The sequence below is a fragment of the Parapedobacter koreensis genome, assembly GCF_900109365.1.
GTDB lineage: Bacteria > Bacteroidota > Bacteroidia > Sphingobacteriales > Sphingobacteriaceae > Parapedobacter > Parapedobacter koreensis.
Window position 1 is genome coordinate 137,741 of the sequence record NZ_FNZR01000005.1, and the last position, 25,323, is coordinate 163,063.

Annotated in this window: 19 protein-coding genes; 3 read left to right on the forward strand and 16 right to left on the reverse strand. The window is 54.4% G+C overall.

Translation table 11 applies throughout. The features are described 5' to 3' along the window. Window positions 1-53: 53 nt before the first annotated feature. The 3 genes from BMW65_RS13745 (at window position 54) to BMW65_RS13755 (ending at window position 3,802) form a co-directional block, all read left to right on the forward strand. Entirely contained in the window at window positions 54-443 is a 390-nt protein-coding gene (locus BMW65_RS13745; protein ID WP_245747639.1) for a YciI family protein, read from the forward strand. A 187-nt stretch (window positions 444-630) separates the two neighbouring features. Continuing rightward, on the forward strand, window positions 631-3,225 hold the full coding sequence (locus BMW65_RS13750; protein ID WP_177181134.1) for a T9SS type B sorting domain-containing protein: 2,595 nt from the start codon (window positions 631-633) through the stop codon (window positions 3,223-3,225). A 64-nt stretch (window positions 3,226-3,289) separates the two neighbouring features. Further along, the gene (locus tag BMW65_RS13755) at window positions 3,290-3,802 is read left to right on the forward strand and encodes a TlpA family protein disulfide reductase (protein ID WP_090606213.1); all 513 of its coding nucleotides are present in this window, start codon (window positions 3,290-3,292) and stop codon (window positions 3,800-3,802) included. A 118-nt stretch (window positions 3,803-3,920) separates the two neighbouring features. Here BMW65_RS13755 and BMW65_RS13760 read toward each other — a convergent pair whose 3' ends face one another. The 16 genes from BMW65_RS13760 to BMW65_RS13835 form a co-directional block, all read right to left on the reverse strand. Beyond that, entirely contained in the window at window positions 3,921-4,988 is a 1,068-nt protein-coding gene (locus BMW65_RS13760; RefSeq protein WP_090606214.1) for a mechanosensitive ion channel family protein, read from the reverse strand. Between the two features lie 196 nt (window positions 4,989-5,184). Next, a complete protein-coding gene (locus BMW65_RS13765; RefSeq protein ID WP_090606216.1) occupies window positions 5,185-6,780 on the reverse strand; it encodes a RagB/SusD family nutrient uptake outer membrane protein in 1,596 nt (531 codons plus the stop codon). A gap of 18 nt (window positions 6,781-6,798) precedes the next feature. After that, window positions 6,799-9,960 (reverse strand): SusC/RagA family TonB-linked outer membrane protein, encoded by a 3,162-nt coding sequence (locus tag BMW65_RS13770; protein WP_245747640.1) that lies wholly within the window; start codon window positions 9,958-9,960, stop codon window positions 6,799-6,801. Window positions 9,961-10,129: 169 nt separating this feature from the next. Continuing rightward, window positions 10,130-11,272 carry a FecR family protein gene (locus tag BMW65_RS13775; protein ID WP_090606219.1) on the reverse strand — a complete coding sequence of 381 codons (1,143 nt, stop codon included), beginning with the start codon at window positions 11,270-11,272 and terminating at the stop codon, window positions 10,130-10,132. 62 nt (window positions 11,273-11,334) lie between these two features. Continuing rightward, on the reverse strand, window positions 11,335-11,973 hold the full coding sequence (locus BMW65_RS13780; protein WP_090606220.1) for an RNA polymerase sigma factor: 639 nt from the start codon (window positions 11,971-11,973) through the stop codon (window positions 11,335-11,337). Window positions 11,974-12,164: 191 nt separating this feature from the next. Continuing rightward, window positions 12,165-12,866: a type 1 glutamine amidotransferase domain-containing protein gene (locus tag BMW65_RS13785; RefSeq protein ID WP_090606222.1), complete on the reverse strand. Its 702-nt coding sequence runs from the start codon at window positions 12,864-12,866 to the stop codon at window positions 12,165-12,167. A gap of 224 nt (window positions 12,867-13,090) precedes the next feature. Continuing rightward, entirely contained in the window at window positions 13,091-14,638 is a 1,548-nt protein-coding gene (amaB, locus tag BMW65_RS13790; RefSeq protein WP_090606493.1) for an L-piperidine-6-carboxylate dehydrogenase, read from the reverse strand. Between the two features lie 91 nt (window positions 14,639-14,729). Next, window positions 14,730-16,157 (reverse strand): DUF3526 domain-containing protein, encoded by a 1,428-nt coding sequence (locus BMW65_RS13795; protein WP_177181135.1) that lies wholly within the window; start codon window positions 16,155-16,157, stop codon window positions 14,730-14,732. Further along, the gene (locus BMW65_RS13800) at window positions 16,154-17,566 is read right to left on the reverse strand and encodes a DUF3526 domain-containing protein (RefSeq protein ID WP_090606225.1); all 1,413 of its coding nucleotides are present in this window, start codon (window positions 17,564-17,566) and stop codon (window positions 16,154-16,156) included. The genes BMW65_RS13795 and BMW65_RS13800 overlap by 4 nt, the downstream gene beginning before the upstream one ends. A gap of 6 nt (window positions 17,567-17,572) precedes the next feature. Continuing rightward, entirely contained in the window at window positions 17,573-19,900 is a 2,328-nt protein-coding gene (locus tag BMW65_RS13805) for a TonB-dependent receptor (RefSeq protein WP_090606227.1), read from the reverse strand. Window positions 19,901-19,926: 26 nt separating this feature from the next. Beyond that, complete coding sequence (locus tag BMW65_RS13810) at window positions 19,927-20,622, reverse strand: ABC transporter ATP-binding protein (protein ID WP_090606228.1); 696 nt, start codon at window positions 20,620-20,622, stop codon at window positions 19,927-19,929. A gap of 147 nt (window positions 20,623-20,769) precedes the next feature. Beyond that, complete coding sequence (locus BMW65_RS13815; RefSeq protein ID WP_090606230.1) at window positions 20,770-21,885, reverse strand: acyltransferase family protein; 1,116 nt, start codon at window positions 21,883-21,885, stop codon at window positions 20,770-20,772. Window positions 21,886-21,979: 94 nt separating this feature from the next. Beyond that, window positions 21,980-22,399, reverse strand: a complete 420-nt coding sequence (locus tag BMW65_RS13820) for a type II toxin-antitoxin system VapC family toxin (RefSeq protein ID WP_177181136.1) — start codon at window positions 22,397-22,399, stop codon at window positions 21,980-21,982. Further along, the gene (locus BMW65_RS13825) at window positions 22,389-22,631 is read right to left on the reverse strand and encodes a DUF6364 family protein (protein ID WP_090606233.1); all 243 of its coding nucleotides are present in this window, start codon (window positions 22,629-22,631) and stop codon (window positions 22,389-22,391) included. Before BMW65_RS13825 ends, BMW65_RS13820 begins: the two co-directional genes overlap by 11 nt. Window positions 22,632-22,763: 132 nt before the next feature. Continuing rightward, window positions 22,764-23,606, reverse strand: a complete 843-nt coding sequence (locus tag BMW65_RS13830; protein WP_245747641.1) for a hypothetical protein — start codon at window positions 23,604-23,606, stop codon at window positions 22,764-22,766. 18 nt (window positions 23,607-23,624) lie between these two features. After that, window positions 23,625-25,316: a RagB/SusD family nutrient uptake outer membrane protein gene (locus BMW65_RS13835; RefSeq protein ID WP_090606234.1), complete on the reverse strand. Its 1,692-nt coding sequence runs from the start codon at window positions 25,314-25,316 to the stop codon at window positions 23,625-23,627. Between the last annotated feature and the right edge of the window lie 7 nt (window positions 25,317-25,323).

Below are 25,323 nucleotides of genomic sequence, written 5' to 3' on the forward strand. Positions count from 1 at the left end.
TTTTACAAGGATGCCGCCCTCGGCCAGCCGAACTTTGTAAAAAAACAGAGAATATGATGACAGCGATTTTAATGGCCGCATTGGCCTTCACAACGGGCGCAGCAACAAAGCACGCCGAAATGAAAAAGTTTGTCCTGGTGGTGCGCGTACCTGAAACCTATGGCCGCGAACAAGCCAAAGCCGTAAACCCTGAGTGGGACAAGACCATCGCATACTGGAAAGCCACGGGGGCGTATGTGGAAAGCTTTGCCTTTCCGGCAAAGGGCTATGTGATCTCCGGCGCGGACAAAAGGATTACGCAGGGAATGGTTGCCTCGGGCGGACAGATAGTGGTAAGTATCGTGGTATTACAGGCGGAAAGCCTGGCCCAAGCCACAGAGCTGGCCAAACGATGCCCTGTACTTAATCACGGTGGTGTCGTGGAAGTGCGTGAGCGGCCGTAGTAAGTTTCCACGAAGCGCGCGATCTTGCAGAAAATAATAGCTTAAGTTGATCAGAACGAGCTTAAATCATAGGTATGGTTATGCAATAAAACAAATTATGATTATTATTGCTTAACTTTTATCCCTGTATGTACTTGAGATCGACCAGCCGATGATCCGCGCCGCTTTATCCTGCTGTCTGCTATACATGGCGCTATTTTCTGGCCACTCAGCGATGGCCCAGCTCAGCTTACACGTAGACGAGCAGTTTTTCGCAGGCAAAAAAATTCTGAAAGTGGAAACCACATGGGACGACTACGTGTGGGTATTGGGCGAAGATAACTTTGTTGCCAGGGTATCGCCGGATGATGAAGTGGAAGACTTCACCGCGTTTTTTGCCGATTATTCCACCAAGCCGTTTACGGATATCAGCTCGCGTACGGCAAATACATTGATCTTAGGTACCGACGGGGACCATGCTTTTGTGTTTTCAAATGGTAATGTGACACATTACAAAGCATCGGATGGGCTTCGGGAGTCCAGCGTTCTATCGGTGGCTATGGAAAAACAATATTACATCCAGCACGGCTTTTTCCCCGGCGGCAGTGCGGCCAATTGGATCGCTACACCAACCTACCTGTATTCCGCCTATGGGTCACGCGTGACCGAGGTGGATCCTTGGAAGGGGAGATACCTGCCACATCTTTTTCGGCAAAACGATCGCAAAGCGTATGCAACCACTTATTATTATGGGAATAGTGGACTGGGTAGCACCTGTGCCGGGCCAGGCCTGAGCAATTACGATCTGATAGTACGATACCTGGGCGGCGCAACCACAACTATTCCCATTGATATCTATTCACCCAATGCAGATGCGATTAAAGCGATCTACGCCTCTTCAAGAACCTTCGATGTACGCACATCCGGAGAGTTCTCGGTATATTGGGCCAGCGAAATGGGCCTCAACTATTTATTCAACGCCCGCGATTGTCGTGCTCGCTCCAAACCGGTTCCTTCCTTCGCCAATAAGCATGTACAGACCATTAATGAACTTCACCTCCTCAGTGCCTCGGAAGACAACTACTTATCCTATATGCTGGTCGGAACTGATGACGGCTTGTATGTTTCTGATGACAATCAAATGTTACGCATCGGGATGGGGTATTCGAAAGTCGATGCATTAGGCAACTTGGCAATCTACGATACCGAATCGATAAGCCAAGGTGTGCCAATTGATGCGGGTCGGAAAATCTCCTACTCTCCATTCCCTTTTTGCGAAAAATTTCTGTTCGTGGCCACATCCGATGGTTTATTCAAGATGGATTATTCCGTGAACCCGGCTTCATATGCTCATGTCGGCGAACAGTTGTTATTCAACGGCCATACCCTGCAAGACGCGGTAGTTAATACGTGTGGTGAAGGGAATGATGTACTTTCTATAAAGTTTTTCCAAGACAACAACAACTTCATCCACTGGCAGCGCAACGGGGAGGACATCGTCGGCGCCGACACCAGCTTCGTGCACCTCACCGAGCCGGGCGTGTACCGCGCCGTGATGTGGTTTGGCTGCGAAGACATTGAAATCTATTCCAAAGAAATCACGGTGACGATGACGGACGCGCCCACGTTTACCTTCAACTACCCAGATACGGTGAATAGCTGCGAGGGGGAGGTGTTTGCACTGGAAGTAACGGATGTCCAGCCTGGCTACCGCTACCAATGGTACCGCGATGGGGAGATCATCGCCGACGAGACCATGGCCGTACTCAACGTTACGGAGGCGGGCACGTACCACGTGGGCGTAAGCGCCTGCGGTGACAATTTTGTTTTCTCAGATTCGGTAACGGTTCGTTTTCAACGGCTGGAAAATCCGATTACCTCAGATACGGAGATACTCCTATGCGAGGGCCAGCCAGGCACCATCACCGTGGTGGGCTATGCGCCCGAGGTGATCAAGCGCTGGTACAAAGACGGGGCGCTGCTGCCGAATGAATCCGACACGGTATTGCATGTAAGCGAGCCGGGCGCATACCACTTGGAGCTCTCGCTCGGTGCCTGCACCGTGGTGTCCGAGCTGCTCTTCATCGACTTCGTAGCCCCACCGGTGGCACGGATACAAGCGGCGCATGAGGGGCCGCTGTGCTACGGGACATCCACCACGCTGACGGCCGACCATCCGATCGGCGAGGCGTATACTTATGAGTGGTCTACCGGTGAGACCACCCGCAGCATCGACGTGAGTACCCCCGGTATGTATACGCTGGTACTCACCAATGCGACCGGCTGTACGGACACGGCAACATTCGAAGTGCTGGCGCATGCGCCTCTACCAATGCCACAGCTGCGCGATACCGTCATCTGTGTAGCCAAGGGCGAAATCGTACGCATGGAGGCTCCTACTGGCTTCATGGTCTATCGCTGGAATGGCGGCACCAGCAGCGATCGCTACTTGGACATCGCTGCGCCCGGCACGTATTCGCTGCAAGTGGAAGATGAAAACGGCTGTACGGCCACCACGACGTTTGAAGTGCGTGCATACTGCGAAGAGATCACCATCCCGAATACCTTCTCGCCCAACGGCGACGGTATCAACGACGTATGGGTCATCGGCGGCATAGAAGATGGCTCGGCCGTGGTGACGATTTTCGACCGCAATGGACAGGAAGTATTCCACTCGCGTGGATACGCCGTCCCATGGGATGGCTCTTATAAGGGGCGGCTGGTGCCCGTGGGCGCTTATTATTATACGATCATCACGGCACTGGGTGAGCGCTATCGGGGATCGTTGACGGTGTTGTATTGATCCCAATGGTACCCGTGCCATTACATCGTTTGCCCCGCACACCCAAAAAACGTACCTTTGCTTGATGAAATTTGTCCAAATCCTCATATTCAGCGCATTCTTCATGCAGCTTGCCCTGGGGCAGGAGGCCCCCGCTGTTTCCAAAACGGAATTTTCCGAAGCCGCGCTCCATCAGCCGCTATTCGGGCTGGACGGGCAGCAGGCAACCGCGGGCTCCATATTGGAAGCCAGCAAGGGCAAGACGGTGCTGCTGTACATCTGGGCCACATGGTGCCCGGATTGCCTCAAAGGGTTTCCGGAACTATATGCATTCCAGAAGGCCAATCCCGATGTCCGGGTCGTCTATTTTTCGCTGGACCGCGAGGAGCAGCGATGGCAGGAAGGCATTCGGAAGTTTAAGCTGGAAGGCGAACATTATTGGTTCAAGACCGATTGGAAAAACGATTTTACGGATGCCATCGACCTGAATTGGATTCCGCGTTACCTGATCATCAGCCCTGATGGAAAAATCGCGAAATATTATGCGGTGAAAGCGGACGACCCGGAATTGCAGCAAGCCGTGGATGCCCTGCGATAGCGAAAACAACGGTATTCAGTAATATACTTTAAACTTTTGTCAAAAATAAAAAAGTTATAAGTATGACTATAATTTTATGAATAGTTGGGCGAAAAGCAGCTGGCCGCTAAATCAAATCCTATTCACTGGCTAAACTGAGCCGCGTTTTTGATAAGCTATCCGGATAATGCTCCTGGATGAAAGCGATCATGTTTTCGCGCACGTAACACCTTAAATCGAAAGCGTCTCCCGAATTCCGGCAGCTCATGAGGCACCTGATTTCCATGGTCCGCTCCCTCAGATCGGTTACCTGCAATACATTTACCTTGCCATCCCACAAGCGGTTTGTATGCAGGAGTTCGGTCAGTTTCTGCCGTAAACGTTCAACAGGAATAGTGAAATCAGTATAGATAAAGACGGTGCCCAGAATTTCCGCAGTTGTCCGGGTCCAGTTCTGAAAAGGCTTTTCTATAAAATAATTGATCGGCAGGACGAGCCGCCGCTTATCCCAGATGGCGACCACCACATAGGTCAGGTTGATCTCTTCGACCTTTCCCCATTCGCCTTCCACGATCAACACGTCATCCATCCGGATAGGCTGCGTAAACGCAATCTGAAAACCGGCAAGCAGGTTTCCCAGTGACCGCTGGGCTGCGAAGCCGATGATGATACCGCCGATACCGACACCCGTCAGTAGCCCAGCGCCGATTTTACGCATGCTTTCGAAGCTCAGGAGAATGATTGACGTGGTGATCAGTATAATCAACGTGATCAACAGTTTCCGGATAAACACAATCTGCGTGCGGATCTTCCGTTCGCGGAGATTGTTCGCTTTGGTCACATCGAAGCGGTGGTAAAGGTAATCTTCAAACACGTACAATAAGCGTATGATGACAACCGCAAAGCAAACACTGATGAGTATTTCGGTGATTTTCGAAAACAAGGCATGCGTATCCGGATTAAATTTCATCAATGGAAGCATGGAGCTGAAAACCAACAAAGGGATGAAAAAGGTAAAAATCCTGTTGAAGTTCGTGATGATGGATCTCATTACCGAATAGGAGTACTCTTTTTGCGACTGGCGCCTCACGATGGGGACCAAAATCGACTTAATAATCATACCGATGCCGATCGAAAACAGTATAATAAATGTGTTCCATGCCCAATGGGGCATTTTTTCGGATAAGTTTGCCAGCCGTTCAACCATAAGCTATCCTTTTAATGGGTTTTACGTTTAATAAACACCAAGAATAAAAAGGTGTTTGCCGCTTCACGGACTGAAGGCAGGATACACTACCGGAGGGAAAAGCACCAGCCTATGCTATTACCTATAGAACCTACAGGACTATCCCCAATAACCACGGAGCATGCCATTGCTCCGTGGTTATTGGGGATAGGGATGCTTAATACCCCGGATTCTGCCGTAAATCGGGTTCTACACGCAACACCGTCTGGTGGAAAGGCCACAGGTAGTTGAACGGCAAAAACGACCGATCCTCGATTTTCAACGATACTTTCTGCCCGTTGACGATACGGGTATGGCCCAATGCAGGCTGATTGAGTACCTCCTCTGCTATCCGCCAACGCAAGATATCCTCGTACCGCAGCCCTTCGCCAGCAAACTCGATACGCCGCTCATTGCGGAGGAGATCAATCCATTGCTGCTGGGTATAGCTGCTGTACGCCGGAAGCGTGATGTCAGCCACGGTCATATCCAGCCCTGCACGGCGACGGATCTGATTGATGCAGTCTTTGGCCAAGTCGTCAAAATCATTGAGCATGAGCTTGGCTTCCGCATAAGTGAGCAACACTTCGGCATACCGGATGAGACCGTAGGTAAGCGTGCCGCTACGGAACGCATCGGCATCGGATACAAACTTCCTGAACCAGAAGCCGGACTTGCTGGCGCGCTGGTTTTCATAGTACATGGGATTGTTCGCGTTGTAAATGTCGATTTCCTCGCCATAGAAGGTATCTCCGTGTCCCATGATGCTCGCCGAATAACGGGGATCACGGTTGAGGCCGGGGTTGAGCTCGTACTCCTCTTTGGTATGCAGCGGACAATCGGCTATGGGCCTGCCCTGGAGCGTCCAGTAAGTGTCTATAAGTGATTTCAAGGGCACCAATTGCGACTCGCCACCCCCCGTCCGGAAATGCGGGCCCAAATCCCTGAACGAGGTCGTGTTATTGTTGCCCACGCTCTCGCGCTCCATGTGGATGATGAACTCCCTATTTCGGGCGTCGCCCTCGTATTGGAACAGATCGCGGTAGCTGTGGTAAAGCTCGTACTGCTGACTATCCATGATTTCCTTGGCAAGCTGAGCAGCCAATTCGAACCGCTCATTGAACAATGCATAGCGCATGATTAAGGCCTTGAACGAATTGCGGTTGAACATGTATTTGTCTGTCGTGTACTCGCCTTCCGGCAAACGGGAGGCGATTTCTGTGGCCATGCCGAACAAACTGTCCAAAACTTGCGCTTTGGGCAATGGCTCGGCTTTGGCTTCTTCGATCGTAGCAGGTTCTAACACGAAGGGAATATTCTCCCAACGCATCACCGCTTCGAAATAGTGCCAAATGCGAAGACCTTCGAGAATGGATTTATAGCGCTGCCGGACGGCTTCGTCCTCCACATAGGGTACGTCGATATTGGCAATATAGGTATTCAACCGGCCGATATGCTTCATGTGGATGGTCCAATAATACTCAAAGGCACGGGTGTTGCTGTTCATCGTGCCGTTGGCAATGCGCTGGTGATGGTCGCCCTCCGACCGTGCGTAGGCGTTGTCCGTGCGTCCGTCTTTCATGTAGAAAAGGAGCCTTCGGTCGTCACGGTTGGTAAATACGTCGAGATAGGTGCTGTACACCACGCGGCGTAAATCGTCTTCATCCACGAAAAACTCCTGGAAGGTGGTAGCCGTTGGATCGGTCTTGTCGAGGAAGGATTCACAGCTCGACAAGGCAATTATCATAAGGAATAGAATAAGATACTTTTTCATGGTCTTCTTGTTTAAAACCTACAATATGGTGGCCTTGATGCCTACACTGTACATGGCCATGCGCGGATACGAGCCGTTGCCGCCATCACGCTCGGGCTCAAGCCCCTCCCATTTTGTAAAGGTGAAGGCATCTTGTGCATTGAGGTAAATGCGCAGGTTTTCGATGCCACGTACCACGCGTGGAATGGTATAGCCCAATTGGATGGTTTTGATCCGGAAAAACGCCGCCCGGCTAAGCCATACATCACTCAGCACGGCATTGGCACTGGCCCCTGTCCACACGCGGGGAAACCTGCTGTTGGGGGTTTCGGGCGTCCAGCGGTTGTCCATGTAATATTGCCGCGGGGTCCCAAAGCTGTTGTTGTTGCCGTCCATCAGTACCGGGTAGCCTTCCAGACCTTGTACCCATCCCGTGCGGCGGCCTACGCCCTGCCCGAGCACGCTCAGGTCCCAGCGCTTGTAGCTGAGGTCCAGCGTAACCGCATAGTTGAGGTGCGGGAAGGGGTCGCCCAGGTCTACCCGATCCGCTTCATTGATCACCCCGTCGCCATTCTGATCGACATACCGGATGTCGCCCACGCGTGTATTCGGGAGTTTGGCGGTGGTGGCATCTACCTCAGCCTGGGTCTGGAAGTAGCCGTTGCTTTGGTAACCGTAATAGTTATCCAACGCGATGCCAGGATACCAGATCTTGTTTTCGTTGTCTTTGAAAATCAGTGTGTCACCAGCGCTGTAGCCGGCTTTGAGCACCTTGTTGCGGTTGTCAAACAGCATGCCGCCTACACTATAGGAGAAGTCGTCGACTTGATCGGACCAGCGCGCATTGATCTCCCAGCCCTTGTTTTCCACTTCGCCGATGTTGACCGCCGATTCCAGCCCATTGGAGCCAGTGAGCGGTGGTACCGGAAAGCGGTCGTATATGAGGTCAAAGGAATGTTTGTTGTAGGTCTCCGCGGTGATGTTCAACCGGTTGTCCAGCGCCGTGAGGTCTAAGCCAATGTTCCACTGCCGCTGTTTCTCCCAGCTGAATTCGGGATTGGGTACCCGAGCGGTCCACCCCCAGTCGTCCACGTCTTCCTGCCACAGATATGGTGCGACGTTTTCGTTGCCGATAAGTCCGTAGGAAAAGCGGAACTTCAGATTGGTGATGGCACCCGACTCCCGGAGCGAGCTAAAGAAGCGTTCGCTATGGGCGTTCCATGCGATTGCAGCAGAAGGGAAAGCGCCCCAACGGTGTCCGGGAGCAAATTTGCTGCTGCCATCGGCACGCGCGGTGATTTCAAGGAGGTACCGGTTGTCCCACGCGTAGTTGGCCTTTGCAAAAAACGAGGCTTTGCTCACTTCCCGGTAGTCGGTATAGTTGTAGCTCATGATTTCCGAACCGGCGATGAGGTAGAGCTTGTCCTTCTTGTTGCGCAAGTCCTGCTCGTAGTTGAGGTTGGCCCTTGCCGTGAACTGGCTGACGCTGACGCCCTGTTTGGCACCCACTGCGTTGTTCCACGTCATTGCGGGCTTGCCGTCGCCATCATAGAACATAAAGGTCTGCTGCTTGAGCTTGCTCGCCGATTTGTCGATGGTGTAGGATACGTTCCCTTCGATGGAGAGGTTGGGCTGGATGAAGTACCGCGGCCGGAGGTTGATGGTACTCACATCATACATGTTGTTGCGCCGGCCGCCGTGGCTGATGGAGGCCAGCGGGTTTAAATTGTTGTACAAGACGTAATGGTATGGCCTCTCCGCCCCGTAAAAGACATCCTGCGTAGGATTCATCTTCCAGGCATCCTGGTAAAGCCAGAAATCGTTGGGATCATCATTGATGTTGCCACCGAGCTGCAACCGGTCTACCTGCAGCCGGTGCGCATAGAAGTCTGCCAGCAGCACGAATTTGTCGGCAACGTTGATGTTGGTGTTGAACCGTGCACTGAATTTTTCCGTTCCTTCGGCTGCGTTGAGGCCGAGCTCATTGATATAACCGAGCATCAGGTTGAACGTGCCAACGCCGCCGCCGCCAGAAATGCTGGCTGTGGTGTTGTGGGCTTGCGCCCGGCGCTGCATAATGCGGTCTATCCAATCGGTTTGCGTAAACTGGCCTTGGTCTGCCAGGGCAATTTGCTCACTGGTAAATAGCGGATCCTGTTGCTGGCTAATGCGGGCCTCATTGTTTAGCCGCATGTAATCGGCCGAATTGACCAGATCCGGCAGGTCTATGGGCTCATTGAAGGCAGACCACGCATGGAGGTCTACCTTGAATTGGCCGGTAGCGCCACGCTTGGTCTCGATAATGATAACCCCATTGGCTCCCCTTGATCCGTATAAGGAGGCCGAAGCCGCGTCTTTGAGCACACTGATACTCTTAATCTGATTGGGATCCAGATCGGTAAGGCTTTGCTCCATACCGTCTACAATCACTAACGGATCGGCGCCCTGCAACGTGCTGATGCCACGGATCGATATCGAACCGGGAACCCGTCCGGGCATGTTGCTGCCCTGCATCAGGGTCACTCCCGGCAGGGTGCCGCTAAAGGCTTCCTGCAATTTGAATATTGGCCTGTTGGTGGCGCGCTCCATGTTCAGTTCAACCACGGATGAAGCGACGTGCCGGCGTTCGATGGTGCTGTAGCCGGTAACAACCACTTCGTCAATCTGCTGACTTTCTTCCTTCAGGACGACATCGACCTTGGTGCGTTCTGCCACATTGATTTCCGTATCTGCAAAACCTACGGCGCTGTAGATTAAGGTGACGCTGCCCGTCACCTGGATACGGTAGCGCCCCTCGTCATCCGTCTGCGCTCCGATGTTGGTCCCTTTGACCAATACCGTCACACCTGCCAGGGGCACCCCCTTGTTGTCCCGAACCACGCCCTCAACCGTGCGTTGTTGCCTGGCGCCCATGGCCTTGATCGTCACTTGCCTGCCGGAAACATTGAAATCCAGCTGTTGCTCACGCAGTACCTGCCGGAGGAGTTGCCGAAACTCGGCGCCTTGGGCACTGATGCTAATCGTTTTGCCTTTAACTAATCCGTCATTGTAAAAAAACACATAATCCGTTTGTTTTTGAAGATCGTGGAATAATTCTGCTAAGGGCCTGTTGTCGAGCGACACGGAAACCGTTTGAGAATAGGTGGTTGCATGTGCCGAAACGAGTCCGGCGAAAAAAAGAATGGCCCCTGTCCTAGTCATGTCGCATATTACTTTAATCTTCGCTCCCGGGAGGCCCATTATCCTCCAATCCCATATTTTTTTTCGTATCATTGTATATAGGTTATTTAATTATTGATAGCGTTAAATAATCGCGGCGGGTAAGTGCTGGAACACTTGCCCGCATTTTTTTGGTTATAAATGGTTACTGTTATTCGATGATGATCCTCCTTCCTTTTTGTTTGATTTTGGGTGTTTCATCACTCATGATGTCACGCAATACGGCTTGTATGGGGCGTTGTAAATCTAAAACGCCCGAAAATTGGTCGTCTTTGTTCTTCGCTGCGGCCAATTCGATTTCGACGTTATAGCAGCGCTCGAGCTTGCGCAGGATGTTAGCCAGCGGCACACTCTGCAAAACCAGGCGCTTTTGTGTCCAGGCGATGTGATTTTCGACATCCTGATTCGCAAGGGCCAGGCGACCTTGACGTTTGTTGAACGTGGCGAAATTGCCTTTTTTGAGTATGCGTTTTTCGAAGCGGTTATGAGCCAGCGGAGCCAGCTCGATCTGCCCTTCAACCAGGTAGGTTCCTAATTCGTTTTCGTCCGGATAGGCGCTCACATTGAATGATGTGCCCAGCACTTTGATTTGAATGTCGTCCGTATACACGTAAAACGGATGGTCCGGACGGGGAGTTACTTCAAAAAATCCTTCGCCACGGAGCGAGACCTCCCGCTTATCTTCAGAAAAGGTGGAGGGAAACGTCAGCACCGAGCCCGAATTCAGGGTTACCTGCGTGCCGTCCGGCAATTCTACCAGGGTACGCTGGCCGTAAGGGACGCTGATGGAGCTATATGCGTCTGTTTTCCCTGCGGTTAGTTGGTTTTTGTTTCCCGCCTCATCGATGGTCTCCAGGGTGCCGTTGCCGAACCGGATAGAGGAGATGTTGGCCAAGGAGATGGCCGAGTCTGAGCCGATGCGGAGCGCAGGGGCACCGCCTTGGGCAAGCGTTTCCAACGGAATACGCTCGCTGGAGGCCAATAAGGCGTGGGAAGTGTCCTTGTGGTATCGATAGAACAGCATACCGGCGGCAAGCACCACGGAAGCTGCTGCACTCCAGGCAACGAGGCGCAGTAGACGACGATGGCGCTGCAAACGTGTTTCCCGCTGCCATTGATGCTGGATGTCATGCCAAAGCTGGCTCTTCTCCTCTATACCAAGCTGGCGATACTTGAGTGTACGTACCAACTCGACGATGGCGCGTGCTATCCGCCATTGACGGCTGGCCAATGGCTTATTGGGCATATCTTCTTGCGATGCCTCGTCAATATAGTCTTCTGCATGCTTATCCATAGATCATAATCGGTCTTCAATAGGATAAGAGCAGGTATAGGCCGATATATAGACAAAAAAATTTATTTTTTTTCTCCTGGATGCGAGGAGGGGGGAGCTGGTTGGCCAATGAGCAGCCAAAGGAAGGAGGAGGCCGTAGTTTTGGAGTGATCCAGCTTGCTCCGCAACTGCTTGACCGTGCGGTAGATCAGCGTGCGGCACGATGCAACGGAGATGCCCAGTACGGTAGCGGACTCTTCATAGCTAAGGCCCGCACGGAAACGCAGATAGAGCGCCTCACGCTGATGCGCTGATAGGATAGCTAACTCCTGCTGGAGCTTCGTGTAGAGCAGCCGCTCTTCTTCGTTGCGGATGAACGTAGACTCTGCATCCCATTCAAAAGCAAAGCCTTCATCGCCAAGCTGTTCGCGTATTTCCTCCCGGCCTTGACGTTGTTTAATCGCCTGCATAAGCTTGCGACGGAACGAACTGAACAGGTAGGAAAGCACGTTTACTTGGGGATTGAGGTTCGAGCGGTAACGCAAAAGGTCGACAAACAAATCCTGAATAGTGTCCTTGACCAACGAGTCATCTGCGATGATCTGACAACCAAATGTGTGCAATTTTTGCACAACGGCGTCATATACCGTACTTAACGCATGGTCATCACCACTGATAAACGACTGCCATTCAGGCAAATATGTTTCTTCCCGTTGCCGCATTGGCTGTCATGTACGACGCATACAAAGTGTTCTAAGTTCGAAAAACAAATTGGATTTCACAAATCAGACGCGACTGTAACGCTCGCGCTGCTCTTCGAAACTTGATAAGTTTGACACTTTGGATACGCGACGGAACCATACCGCTCCCTACGGTGCGCGCCCGGATACAGACGTGGAGCTGCGGCGCAAAATCAACCGCAATATAACTGCTCCACTTCCATCCGCTCCACCAGCGCCTGCGCAGTCATTACGGCTGAGGCCGGGTTTTGTCCAGTGATGAAGATACCATCTGTCTCGACATGCGGCGTAAACGGGATGATGGCGTGGGTAAACTGAGCGCCTAATTCCTTGAGGCGGTCTTTGAGGCTAAACGGCAGGTAAGCGTGCCGCTTCAGCAGGGCTTCCTCCGTATCGGTAAAGGCCGTCACGTGCATACCCTGCAACACCGCCGGACGAAGCTTGGCCAATGAAAACAATGCTGCTACACCGTGGCCTACCATCGCAACGGGCGTATTATTCAGCAGACCGCTGTATAGTAGCTGGCCCAGCTTTGCGTTGGCTGCCATATCCCACAAGCCACCATGCCCATCGGCGATGTAGATCGCATCGTAGGCCAGCGAGCCAACTTCTTCCAAGCTCCACGTATTGCCAAAATCCATCTTGGCCATGAAATCTTCACGGTAGGTTTTTATGCCCTCCGTGATGTGGGCATTTTCTTCGCTCAGCGGATCGATTGGCGACTGGCCTCCTCGCGGACTAGCAACGGTCACTTCAAACCCGGCTTGAATAAACGCATAGTATGCATCAGCAAATGTGCTCAGCCATACACCGGTCTGGCCGTTCTCCATAGCCAAATCGGCGTGGGAGGTGAGGATCATCAGTAGCTTCTTCATATATCGCTATAACGGCAAATTCGGTGCAGTGTTGATACGAAGGCTTGCGTTTTAGCATTTTTTAACAATTTCGTGAAACTGGCTTGACCATCCCGAAAAAATGGCAGGGAAGCTGCCGACAGTTTTACGGGATAGCTGCCAAAAACAGCCAAGTTGTTCATTTCGCGCAGGCAAGGAATAAAACGTTCTCGATGATGAACGTTTTTAATTAAAAATCACCGATACTACAAATCAAACCGTATCCCTTGCGCCAGCGGCAGCTTGTCGGAATAGTTGATCGTGTTGGTCTGCCTGCGCATGTAGGCCTTCCACGCATCGGAGCCGGATTCGCGGCCACCGCCAGTCTCCTTCTCGCCACCGAATGCTCCGCCGATTTCAGCCCCGGAGGTGCCGATATTGACGTTGGCAATGCCGCAGTCTGAGCCTCCTGCCGAGAGGAACTGCTCGGCCTCCCGGAGGTTGAGCGTCATAATGGCCGAAGACAGCCCTTGTGGCACACTGTTCTGGATGCGGATGGCTTCATCGAGGGTTTCGTATTTCATGATGTACAGGATAGGCGCGAAGGTCTCCGCCTGCACAATGGCCATATCCGGTGATACCTCGGCAATGCAGGGCTGCACATAGCAGCCCGAGGCGTATCCTTCACCAGACAATACTTCGCCCGCCACGAGGAAACGACCCCCCTGCACTTCGCAAGCGGCAATGGCGGCCAGGTAATTGCCCACGGCCGCGCGATCTATCAGTGGCCCCACATGATGGGCTTCATCCAGCGGATCGCCGATGCGCAACTGCCCATAGGCACGCACCAGCCGTGCCTTGAAGGCCTCGTATACGGATGCATGGACGATGAGCCGCCGCGTGCTAGTGCAGCGCTGGCCAGCCGTACCCACGGCGCCGAATACGGCCGCGGGCAGGGCGATATCGAGGTCGGCATGCTCCGTGATGATGATGGCATTATTGCCGCCCAGCTCCAGGATGCTCTTGCCGAGCCGCGCGGCTACCGCTTCGGCGACGGACTTGCCCATGCGGGTAGAGCCCGTGGCGGACAAGAGGGCAATGCGTGGATCGCGTGCCAGCAGCTCGCCCAGCGGGCGGCCTCCCTGCACCAGGCAGGAAATGCCTTCGGGTAGGCCATTGCGGGCCAATACTCCGGCAATGATGCTTTGGCAGGCCGTAGCCGTGAGCGGCGTTTTTTCTGAAGGCTTCCATACGCAGACATTGCCGCATACCCAGGCAATGGCAGCATTCCAGCTCCAAACCGCCACAGGGAAGTTGAATGCCGAAATGATGCCCACCACACCCAGCGGATGCCACTGCTCATACATGCGATGGCCGGGCCGCTCGGAGGGCATCGTAAGCCCGTAGAGCTGACGGCTCAGGCCTGTGGCAAAATCGCAGATATCAATCATCTCCTGCACTTCGCCCAGCCCTTCCTGCAGGCTCTTGCCCATCTCGTAGGAAACCAGCGTGCCGAGATCTTGCTTATGCCGCCGCAGCTCCTCGCCGAACTGCCGCACGACCTCGCCGCGCTGTGGCGCGGGAAGGGCCCGCCAGATGCCGAAGGATTCTACAGCCCGGGCCACCACGGCATGGTAGTCGTGCGCCGAGGCCTCACCCACGGTGGCAATGCGCTCACCATCTACGGGGGAGAAACTTTCTAAAAGGGCTCCGCCTTCGGAAGTGCCGTGAATGCTCCCCGTGCTCCAGGCGGGATTGATGGGCGCTATGGCCAGCCGTCCAAGTATCGCTGCGATGTGTGTGGTATGCGTCATGTGCGTTGGTTTTTTGTGGATAGCCAAAGGTACGGTTTTCATGGCGTTATAGCCAAACCGTTAAAATAGCCAACCCATTAAACCCATTGGCCTACCGGTCTGCCCGGCGGCTCCGCCAACCATGAGGAAGCAGCAAAAAGAGGCATATATAGGCGGCCCATGCGATGGCACCCCAAGCAAAAAGCTGCTGGTGGCGGCGATAGGGCACTGGCTCAAACCGGGGAAAGGTTTGAAAATCATCCGGCACCAATGACGTACCGGTAAGCTGAAAGCGATAGATAAACCGCCGCCATGTACGCTGAAATGCGGCCGCCTGCTCCTCAAAAAACTCCTGCTGCCGCAGGGACGTGCCTGCCAGCTCGGTGTAGAGCGCCTGCACGAGGGTCACCGGATTGTACCGTACCAGCTGCTGGCTGGCTGCCGTGCGGCGCTCCAACGGTTGCAGTGCAGTGTCCGCATAGGCGGTGACCTGCCGATCCAACAGATCGTAATAGGCGGCGATGGCCCAGTCTCCCCAGGGCCGCTCATCCAATTCGGGGCGGTAATACGGGCGAAATTCGACATTGTTGTCCAAAAACTGGCGTACCAGGGTGTCTTGATCCGTAGCCCAGATGGTTTCGCTGGCGTGGCGCTTATACGATGCGATATCGGCCTTCAACGGCACGGGGTGCCGGACGTCAAGCGCGGTATTGCTCAATGCCGGCATCACCACGACGAAGGCGACCCACGCAGCGAGCATGGCCAATGCCGTGGCCATGGCTTCGTTGGCCAAACATACGATGGCATAAAAGGCGGCCATCCAAAACAACAGGTACAACAGCGATAGGCCCAAAAATGAGCCCACTGCGACGATGGCCCCGAGCCCGGCCATGGACAAGGCCAAGAGATGCAGGATCACCAGCATCGCGGCGGCAAAGCTATACCGTGCCAAAAGCTTGAACCTGGCGAGCTGCGCATCGCCCAAGCCATACAACCGGAGCAAGGAGTGGGTGCCTGCGGTCTTTTCCTGGGCCAGGGCGTTGTAGCACATGCCGATACACAGCAAGGGGAGCAGGTAAGTGATCACGAAAGCAAAATCAAGGTGCCCGGCCAATTGTTTCACCGGATTGGCGAGCTGCGCATTGGATGCATCCAGGTAATCTACCGAACTGCGTACCTGCACGAAATAGGGATAAACATCGCGCTGGCCCACGGCCATGAAGGCAACGGCCGAGGGCGTGTTCGCGGCGACCTGCGGCAGCCAGTAATTCACCATGACGGCCATGCCTGCATACGTGGAGTCGCGCTTGGCTGCCGCTGATGTATCTGCCGGATGGAACCTGGCCAGCACACGCTCGTATTTATGCTGATAATCCGCATGGAGGCTATCGATGGCCGCCTGCTGCCGTTTGATAGTGGCGCTTCCGCTGAAAAGTGCATAACAACCGATCAGCGTAAACACCAGCAACGAAACGAGCATGGCAGGTGTCCGGAGCAACAGCCTGCCTTCAAACCGGAAAATGATGAGAAATCGATTCATTGCTTGCGTATTAGGCGTGATACGGGCTGGATGGACAACAGCGTCAAAACAAAGCACACGAGCAATGCGATAGCCGAAGTGCCGTGTCGTGCCAGCATCCATGCCACGCCGGGTTCACGGTACTGGAAGTCTTCCATCTGTTCGAAAAACCGTGGCCCTACCTCGTATTCGTAGCTCAGGTACGTAGCGTCTCCGTATGCGGTTTCCATGTTGAGGATACGGATGAATTCATCACGGTAGCGCTTCGCCTGGGCGTGGAAGCGCAGGTGCTGGTACAGGTCGGTACCGGCCAGTGCCATGGACAATTGCTGCACGGCGATGAACGGATCCACCAGCGCTGCCGATTCCTGAAACCGCAGCTGCCGGGTAAGTATTCCCGTCAGCTGGCCATTGTACCGGTCGAAGACCTTGCTCTGGTAGTCCTCGCTTTGCTGCATGGCCAGCCCGTCGAAATTCATGGGTAGCTGCTGCACGCTGTCTTTTTCATAGTGCTGCAGCAGAGAGTCCAGGTAGTGGGTGTAGCGCTCGTCTCGGCTGCCGTCTTCATCCAACCCCTGCATAAAGCCTTGCTCAAGCAGCGTATTGAATTGATGCCGCGACGGCAAGGGGTAGCGTTCGTCTGCAAGCGCCGCCAAGGCCCGCGGCAATACCACGCAAAAGCACATCCACAGGCTAATGGAAATCAGCAGCGAGGATGCGCTGGATCGGCATGCCGCCGACACCATGCACACCACGGCTGTAATGACAAAAAAGTATAGGCAATAGACCAGTAGCATTAATCCCAGCCGCACCAGCGCACCTGCGGCATCTGGCCCGGGCGACACCCCCAGTGCAAGGACGATAAACGCGGGGAATAGGACCAGCAGGAGCACGGTGAAGTTACCCGCGATCTTCCCCCACAACAAGCTCGCCGGCTGCGCGCCCTGTGTCAACAGCATCTTCAGCGTCTGCGACTCGCGTTCGCCGCAGATGGCCGAAAAACAAAGGACGACGATGGCAAGGGGCACCAGCCACTGAAATACCAGCGCCACATGCAAATCGCCGAAGCGCGAGAGTATATCGCTCGCTGCCGCCGCAGCCCCGTCTACCTGATGCTGGTAGTGGCCTTCTACGCGATAGGTATTTCCGGTGTAGGAATTGATGCCGGGATCAAGCAACGACAGGAAATGGACGGGCTTGAACAGGTAGGTGCCAAAGTGCGCCGCCGAATGTGGATTGGCCTGCTGATGCGTCCACTCTTCGCGGAACAACGACCCTGCACGCCCGGCATCTTCGGAATAACTGCGATAACGCTGGTAGCCACCGATAGCGGCAACGGCCAAAAGCGCCAGCAACACAAACCCAAGGAGATATGCGGTACGTTTCCTGAACGCGGTACTGATCTCCTTACCGGCAATGATCTTCCACATGGTACCTTACTTCAATGAATAGGACAGTGTGACCATGAAATTCCTGGGCGAGCCGGGCGTATAATCGGCATACCCGCCAGCATACACATAATTGCGGTCTGCCAGGTTATTCCCGTTGCATTGCAGGGTAAACTGCGCATAGCGGTAACCGATAGCGGCATCGAGCAGCGTATATCCCGGTGCTTCGCCGAAATAAGCCGTGCGGTCACCTACGTAGTTGAACCCGACGCCGGCAAAAAGTCCCTTCAGCGCGGTTTTCCGCAAGGTGTAGCTCAGCCACGCCGAGGCCACGTCCGACGGGGCGTTGTAGAAGCCTGCGCCAATCTCGGCGGGATCGTCGCTCTTGTTGATGATCGTCTCGTTGTGGCTGTAGTTGGCAATGAGGTACAGTTCGTCTGTAATGCTTCCGCTGAGGCCCAGCTCGATGCCGCGGCTCCTGACCTGCTCAAGCGGGCGATAGCCGAACCCATTGGGCAGGGCCTCATCCTGGTAATACTTGAGCACGTTGCGCTTCGTGATCTGGTAAACCGCAATGCTGGGATGCAGGCGGTTGTGCAGGTAGCTGCCCTTATAGCCGAGCTCAAACTGGTGGGAGGTCTCCGGATCAAACGGCCCACCATACTTCCGCTCATTGCTGTACTGCGGGATAAAGCCGCGGTTATAGTCGATATAAATGCTTGTGCTCGCCCATGGCTGGTATACCAGCCCTGCACGGGGCGTAATCGACTCGGTCACCTCCGGCCGCTCATCGTTGGTCACCTCACCCGCATCGTTTACGGCCCTGTAGCGCATAAAGTAATTGGTATAGCGAAGTCCCAGCAGGGCCTTGAATTGATCGGTAATCGTAATATGGTCTTGTACGTACGCCGCCGCTGTATTGTAGGTAAATTTCTCCCAGGCGCTGCTCCACGAATTGGCCGTGCCTGCTGCTGCCGGATCGTAATCCGGGGCATTGATCAGAAACGGATCGGCCGCGTACGAGCGGATACCCCGCGGGTAGTTGCTCCTGTTGTAGGAAATATCGGCTCCCGCGGTAATGCGGTTGGCCACCCCAAACGTGCTCACGGTGCCTGTGACAAATGGGTTGATGGTGGTCGTCGGCGAATTGAGCTGCTGGCTGGCATACGTGCGGCCAAGCTCGGTTGTTGCTGGATCATAATCCCAGGAAAGCCGGTATTCGCGCCTGTCGGCGCGGCTCTGGCTCACACCCACCAGCAGCTGCGCATCCCAAGTGGGGCTCAGCCGATGCTTCACGATGCCTTGGAACTGGTAGGAATCTCCCTCGTAGCGGCCATCCGAACCGTAGTACGTGAAATCGGTGGGCAGGGAAAATAGGTCAAGACCGGGCAGCACCGGAATGCCGGGCAGCCACGTGCCGGTACTGCGATCCCGGCTGTAATTGGCATTCAACTGGAAGGACGTACGCGCGGAGGCATCCCACTTCAGCGAACCGTACACTTGCAGGTTGTCGTTGTCAAAATGCTGGGTAAAACGACCGCCATGCTGATAGGCGGTGCCCAGCAGGAAATATACCGTCTGCTGCTTATTGATGCTTCCCGTGACGTCTGCCAGGCCACGGAAGAGCGACTGGTTGCCGGCACCCAATGACACGTTGGCCGTCGTCTGGGGTTTGGGCTGCTTGGTCACCAGGTTGATATTGCCCCCTACCGATCCCTCGCCGTACAAGATGGCTGAAGCGCCGTGGATGACTTCCACGCGCTCTACATTGCCAAGCAGCGGCATCACCCCTTCGGGATATGGCGAACCTTTGATGCCATTGGTCAGGAACGCCCCGGCATTGGTGTTAAACCCGCGCATATTCACAGCGCCGTAGCTCGCGGATAAGTTTACGCCGGCCACATTTTTCAGTGCTTGGTCAATGGTAAAAAGCTGCTGCTCCTGTATGGTGGCTTGATCGACCACCTGAATACTCTGCGGAATATCCCGCAAGGCTGTGGCATCGCGCGTCACCGCTGATGATAGTACAGGCCTACCACGCGTGCCGGAAACAACAACCTCCGTGAGCGTGCGGTTGGCCACGTCCAGCACCAAATCAAGCTCCAGCCGCCGGCCATCGACCCGGATATCTTTTTTCTGCAAGGTATACCCCACGCCGGATACCGTGAGCGTATGGTTGCCGGAAGGTACCTGGGCGATGTGATACTGGCCTTCTGCGTCTGTGGCCGTGCGGAGGGATAATGGGTCAATCGCGATGTTGATGCCCGGCAACGGATTGCCGTTGGCGTCCAAAATCGTTCCCGTAATGGTGCCGCCGGACTGGGCGGATACACCGATAGCGATGAAAAACAGTAATGCGGTAAAAAATCGTTTCATGGTTAAATTTGGAATATTGAAGTAAGTTAAATGGTCGCTAAGTATAATTGCTGAAGCTCAGCCGCCGAGACACTCGATGCGACCAAGCGGTGTATCAGGCGGCCCTGCTTCATAATGCCGATGGTATGGCCCACATGCACGGCATTGAAGATATCGTGCGTGGCCATCAGTATGGTCCGCTGGTCGGCGGCAAGCTGTTTGCAGATTGCCGAAAACTCTTCGGTAGCCCGGGGGTCCAGGCCGCTGGTGGGCTCATCCATAAGGATGGCTTGGGCGTCTTTGGCAATGGCGATGGCAATGCCTACCTTCTGTCGCATGCCTTTGGAAAAACCGCCCAAACGCCGTTCAAAGGCTTCCGGCTGCAACCCGGCCCGTTCTAAAAACTCCTGCTGGCGAACCACACTGTAACGGAAACCCGCCAGCCGACTGAAAAAATCAAGATTTTCCAGTGCACTCATGTGTGCATAGAGATGCACCACCTCGGGGATATAGGCGAGATGCCGGAGGTAGTCGCGGCTTCCGGAAACGACGGGCAGACCAGCTACGCTCGCCTCCCCCGCACTGGGCTGGATAAAGCCCAAAAACAGGTTGATCGTGGTCGTCTTGCCCGCGCCGTTCTGGCCGAGCAGGCAGCAGATCTCGCCTTGCTGCACGTCAAGATTGAGATCGATAAGAGCTTGGTTGCCCTGATATACCTTGGATAAGTGGGTAGCCTTTAGCATAATGTAACAATGGAGATAAAAAGCTCGTTACAAACGCATCTTAGTTGCTTTTGTAATTGCCACAAAGATGCATTTAATTTTAAATCGCCAAAGGGATTTTTTTACTTTTTTTGCGAATGGTGATGGGATGGTCTCGGTAGGTGGCTATTACAGCTTGAAAAAGATCCGCTTGCGGTACAACCAGTAGCACAATAGCCCCTCCAGAAATAGGGCAGCCAGCGCTACTACGATAGCAATGGCACTTGCGGGCACGGCCAATAATTCCAATGTACCGCCCACGAAGATGCCGACCGTGCCATTGAACCACTGCTTGCCCACGGTCTCGAAAAATAGGTAAATAAAAATGGGATTCATGCCCACCACGGTAAACACCCACGCATGGCGGTCGTACTGCCGCACATCGACCAGCCACCTCAAGAGCGCCATAAAAAGCAGGATGTAGCCGCCGGATACCAGCACAAAGGACGAGGTGCTGATGCGTTTGATGATGGGCGTCACGGATGTCCAATCCAGCAGGTAACCGGCCGCGAGGCCAACGATACCCGCTATCAACAGTTTCCTAAGCTGGATCGCTACAGGCTGGCTGCTGGCCAGCAGCTTGCCCACCAGCACACCCCAAATAGTGTGGGCGGCCGTGGGAAGGAAGTTGATGGCAGCCCAACCGCCGGAATTGTGCTTGCCCATGGCCAGGTGGTCGACATAGGTGCCGAAGTTTTCGCCCTTGACGAACGGCTGGTCATAGCCCGGTACGGCCACCAGGCGATACAGGCACTCGGTAAGCAGGAGCAACCCCAGGCTAAACAGCAGCTGTCCTACCGCTGGCCAACGGATGATTAGGTAGGCGATCAGCGTGGTGGCGGCAAGCTGGGTAAGCACATTCCAGAGCTCCCAAACCAACCTGCCGGAATACACGCAATGCAGGGCCACCCCGCAGCCAAATAGCTTCAGCGACCGCCAGGCTACGCTCCTGAAATTGGCCGACCAGCTGACGCCGTGCAGGGATTTGCGCAGCCAAGAAAAGTAGAGGGAAGTGCCCGCAATAAGCATAAAGCCGGGCTGCACGAGGTCCCAGGCGTAGAGCCCATGCCACTCGTGGTGGAAAAACTGGCCCACCACGGCATGTGCTACACCGCCGGGAAAGGCATGGGCGAGGGCTTCGTAGAGCCCGCAGGCTTCGGCGGCCAGCAAGATCATGATCAATCCCCGCATGACATCCAGCGAAAGGACGCGCGCGGGTAATGGTATTGCGTTGGTCTGATCCATCTATCACAATACTAAGAAAAGAAATTCAATAGGGCAAGGGTGTGCGGTACGCAAACGGTTGCTCAATGACAAACGGCTGCTGGGGCCACTGGCCTCAGTGCACCAACGCTATAAAATCTGTGGGGGAAATCACCGGTAACGAAGGAAGTGCCGCCTGTTGGAATGCACGGTCTTGACTGATGACATAGTCGATACCGTGGTGCAAAGCGGTGTAATAAAGTAGCGCATCTTCAATATCATCCATGGAAGAGTGAAGCGCTGCAAGTACGGTTTCATGCGGGGTATCGACCGCGTGGGTGAATGTCAGCAAGGTCGCCATGATTTCCTTTGCTTTTTTGATTCCGTAAGCTTTTGCCGTCCAATAAGAACAGATTTGTACCACGGTAGGCGAAACAAAGCCGATAAGCTTTCCCTGCTCAGCCCAGGATACGATGGTTTTGCCTTGCTCATACTGCGCTCGCCGAAGGGCAAAATCAAGTATAATATTGGCGTCCAAAAATACCTTAAAAGCCATACTTGCCTGCATTTTCTTCCATATATTGTTTTTTTAAATCGCCTTCGGCAGGCAAATCAGGTTTGGGAAGTTCCTCGATGATAGCAACGATGCTTTTGTGCGGAGGCGCTTGGACAAACGTCCTGAAATAATTTTCTACCAGTTCGGAGACACTGCTTTTCCTGCTTGCTGCGTAGCTTTTTACTTTTTCCAGTAAGCCTTCCTCGATGGTTAAATTTACTCTCGCCTTCATCGTTTTATTTTCTACAGCCACAAATATACGCATAAAATTTTAAGATGCGCATTCATAGCCTGTTTCCTTACCATAAAAAATCCCCGGAGCGACTTCTCGCCCCGGGGAATTCGATATCAGCAGCACAAATAATTAATCCACCGCTTTGAACATCCAAAACCACGCCTCGCCCCAAGCTCCGGTGCCGGGAGCGGAGTAGCTCAGCACCATATGGTCGTCATCCAGCATCAAGATGCTGTACTCGTAGACCGGCGCGTTGCCTTCATTGGGCGAAATGCCGCATAACACGGTGACGCCCCGCGTGGTGAGCTTGCCCTTGGCCCATACGTTGCCATTGTCCAGCGTAATGATCTGGCTCATATCGAATGCGAAGGAGCCGGTCTGGCTCTCGCCGCTGGACTTAACTTTGGTGAGGCGCGAGCCGCTCAGCGAAAAGACCATCTCGGCCCCGGCACCTTCGCCGGCGGCCTGCCCGTCGATATCGCTAATCGGCAGGGCCCACCAAGCGGGTGCACTATCGCCCATGTAGCCACCATTGCCCCATACGGCGGGCCGGGTATCGTCCCACACCCAGGTCTTCTCGGATCCGCCGGTGAGGTAGCCCCACTCCAACGGGACCTCAAAGGTGAGCTCATCGACATTCACCGTGAGCGTCTTGGTGATCTTCGTGCCGTCGGCATTGAGTCCGGTGAAGCGGATTTCGTTTTCGCCGGTGGCAACCAGCAGGACGGTATCGGTCTTCCGCTGCGTAACACCCGAACCGTAATCCCACGAGGAAAGTACCGGACTTTTATTGTCCAGCACCACTTTGTTGGAGTTTTTGCCATCGACCTGCAAGAGGGTGGCCGTGATATCCAATTGCTCGGCGGTGATCGCTCCGCTCATCTCCATGCGGTCTTCGATGGGTTCGCAGGCCGAAAATGCCGCTATCAGTAGCAGTACAAACCACAAACTGTATTTGCTATATGTCTTCATTGTCTTCTTACATTAATATTACCAGCCCGGAAATTCAGCTTCTGGGGTACCCCATCCGGCATTTTGGGTCAATACTCCATCTGAAAGTGCGATTTCATTCTGCGGAATCGGCCAGAAGCCCCCCGTGGCTTCGTAGCGCGCACGGTATCCGCCACCGAAGCCCCGCATCTGGGTGTCTATGCCCTTATTTTTGATGGCTGCGCCTTCCTGTGCAGCAAGGGCAGTCGCCGCATCATGCCAGCGCATGAGATCGAAATAACGGAGGCCTTCGAAGGCCAGTTCCCAACGGCGCTCGCGCTTCAAAGCGTCCAATGAATAGGCTACAGGGCCGAGATTTACCCGCGCACGCACACGGTTGAGCCCCGCGGCACTTTCGGTAAGCTCGGAATGCATCAGCAGGACGTCGGCAAAGCGGATCAGCACCAGATCCTGCGTATGGGCCAGCTGCATGTCCGTGGGCGCACCATCGGCCATAATCGCATACGAAGGCAGCAGCGTGCCATCGCGGTATGCAGTGATGGGTATGTATTTCTTTTGCCAGAAACCGGTTTCTTCCATCTGCGAATCGGCTCCGTAGATGTAGCTTTCCAGATCGGCATCCACATTGATGATGGATCCCGTGCGCCGGATGTCAGTAGGCTCGGCTTGGCGCCACTGATCCCACAGCCGGCCATTGACCGGACCGGCACCCCAGCCTTGCCCGAAGGGGAAGGTGCCTGCTTGCCCATTGTTGGACCGCATGCCGAAGTGGAGGACATACTGGTTTGAATAGCCGAGCGTATACTGGTCGCCCCAATCGACCAACGTGCCGAATTTGACGGCAAACACGGTCTCTTGGTTGCCATCACCGGCCCAATGCAATCCGTTTTCCCGCACGTAGTCATAATTTGCTGCGGTATACTCGTTGGTATACGGCCAGAGGTTGCGGAAGTCTCCCACCAGATCATGGCCACTGCTGGCGATGCACTCGTCCAGCCAGCTGACCACCTGTGCCTGTGTGATCTCACCGCCCCCGGCTACGGGCAATGCGTTTTGCTCATAATACCCGGTGTAAAACAGGAATACCCGTGCTGCCAACGCCTGGGCGGCCCAGCGGGTGGCATGGCCCACCGTGGTATTGGTGTAGGACGTGGCCGGCAGCAGCGATATCGCCTGCTGAAGGTCTGCACCGATCTGTGCGTAGGTGTCGGCGGCTGGTGATTTGGGCAGGTTTTCGGCCTCCGGTACGATGACCAGCGGCACTTCACCGAAGAGTTGGGAAAGCTCGAAGTAAAACAGCGCCCGCAGGAAATATACTTCGCCCAGCAGTTGGTTGCGCTGCGATTCGTTGTCCCAGCCGGTCACATTGTCCATCGTGGCAATGGCCGTATTGGCACGGAAGATGCCCTGATAGCGGGCCCGCCAGAAGGGCAAAAAGCGGTTGGGCTGGGTATTCATCAGGTGATCAAGTCCGTGCATGTCGCGATCGTTTTCGCCGCCGCCGCCAAAGCGGTCGTCCGAGGCAAGCTCTGCGGCATAGAAATGCGTGTGCGCCGCATCGGAAATGGCCCGGCTGAAGGTGGAATAGATGCCGGTGACCATCTGCTCGGCATCAGCGACGTTAATCGGGAAATTGCCCGTATTTTTTTTGTCATAACTCTCCGTATCCAGGAAGCTTTCGCAGCTGGATAGCGTGATGACGCATAGTGTAATAGCGAAAATCCGTTTCATGTTCTTT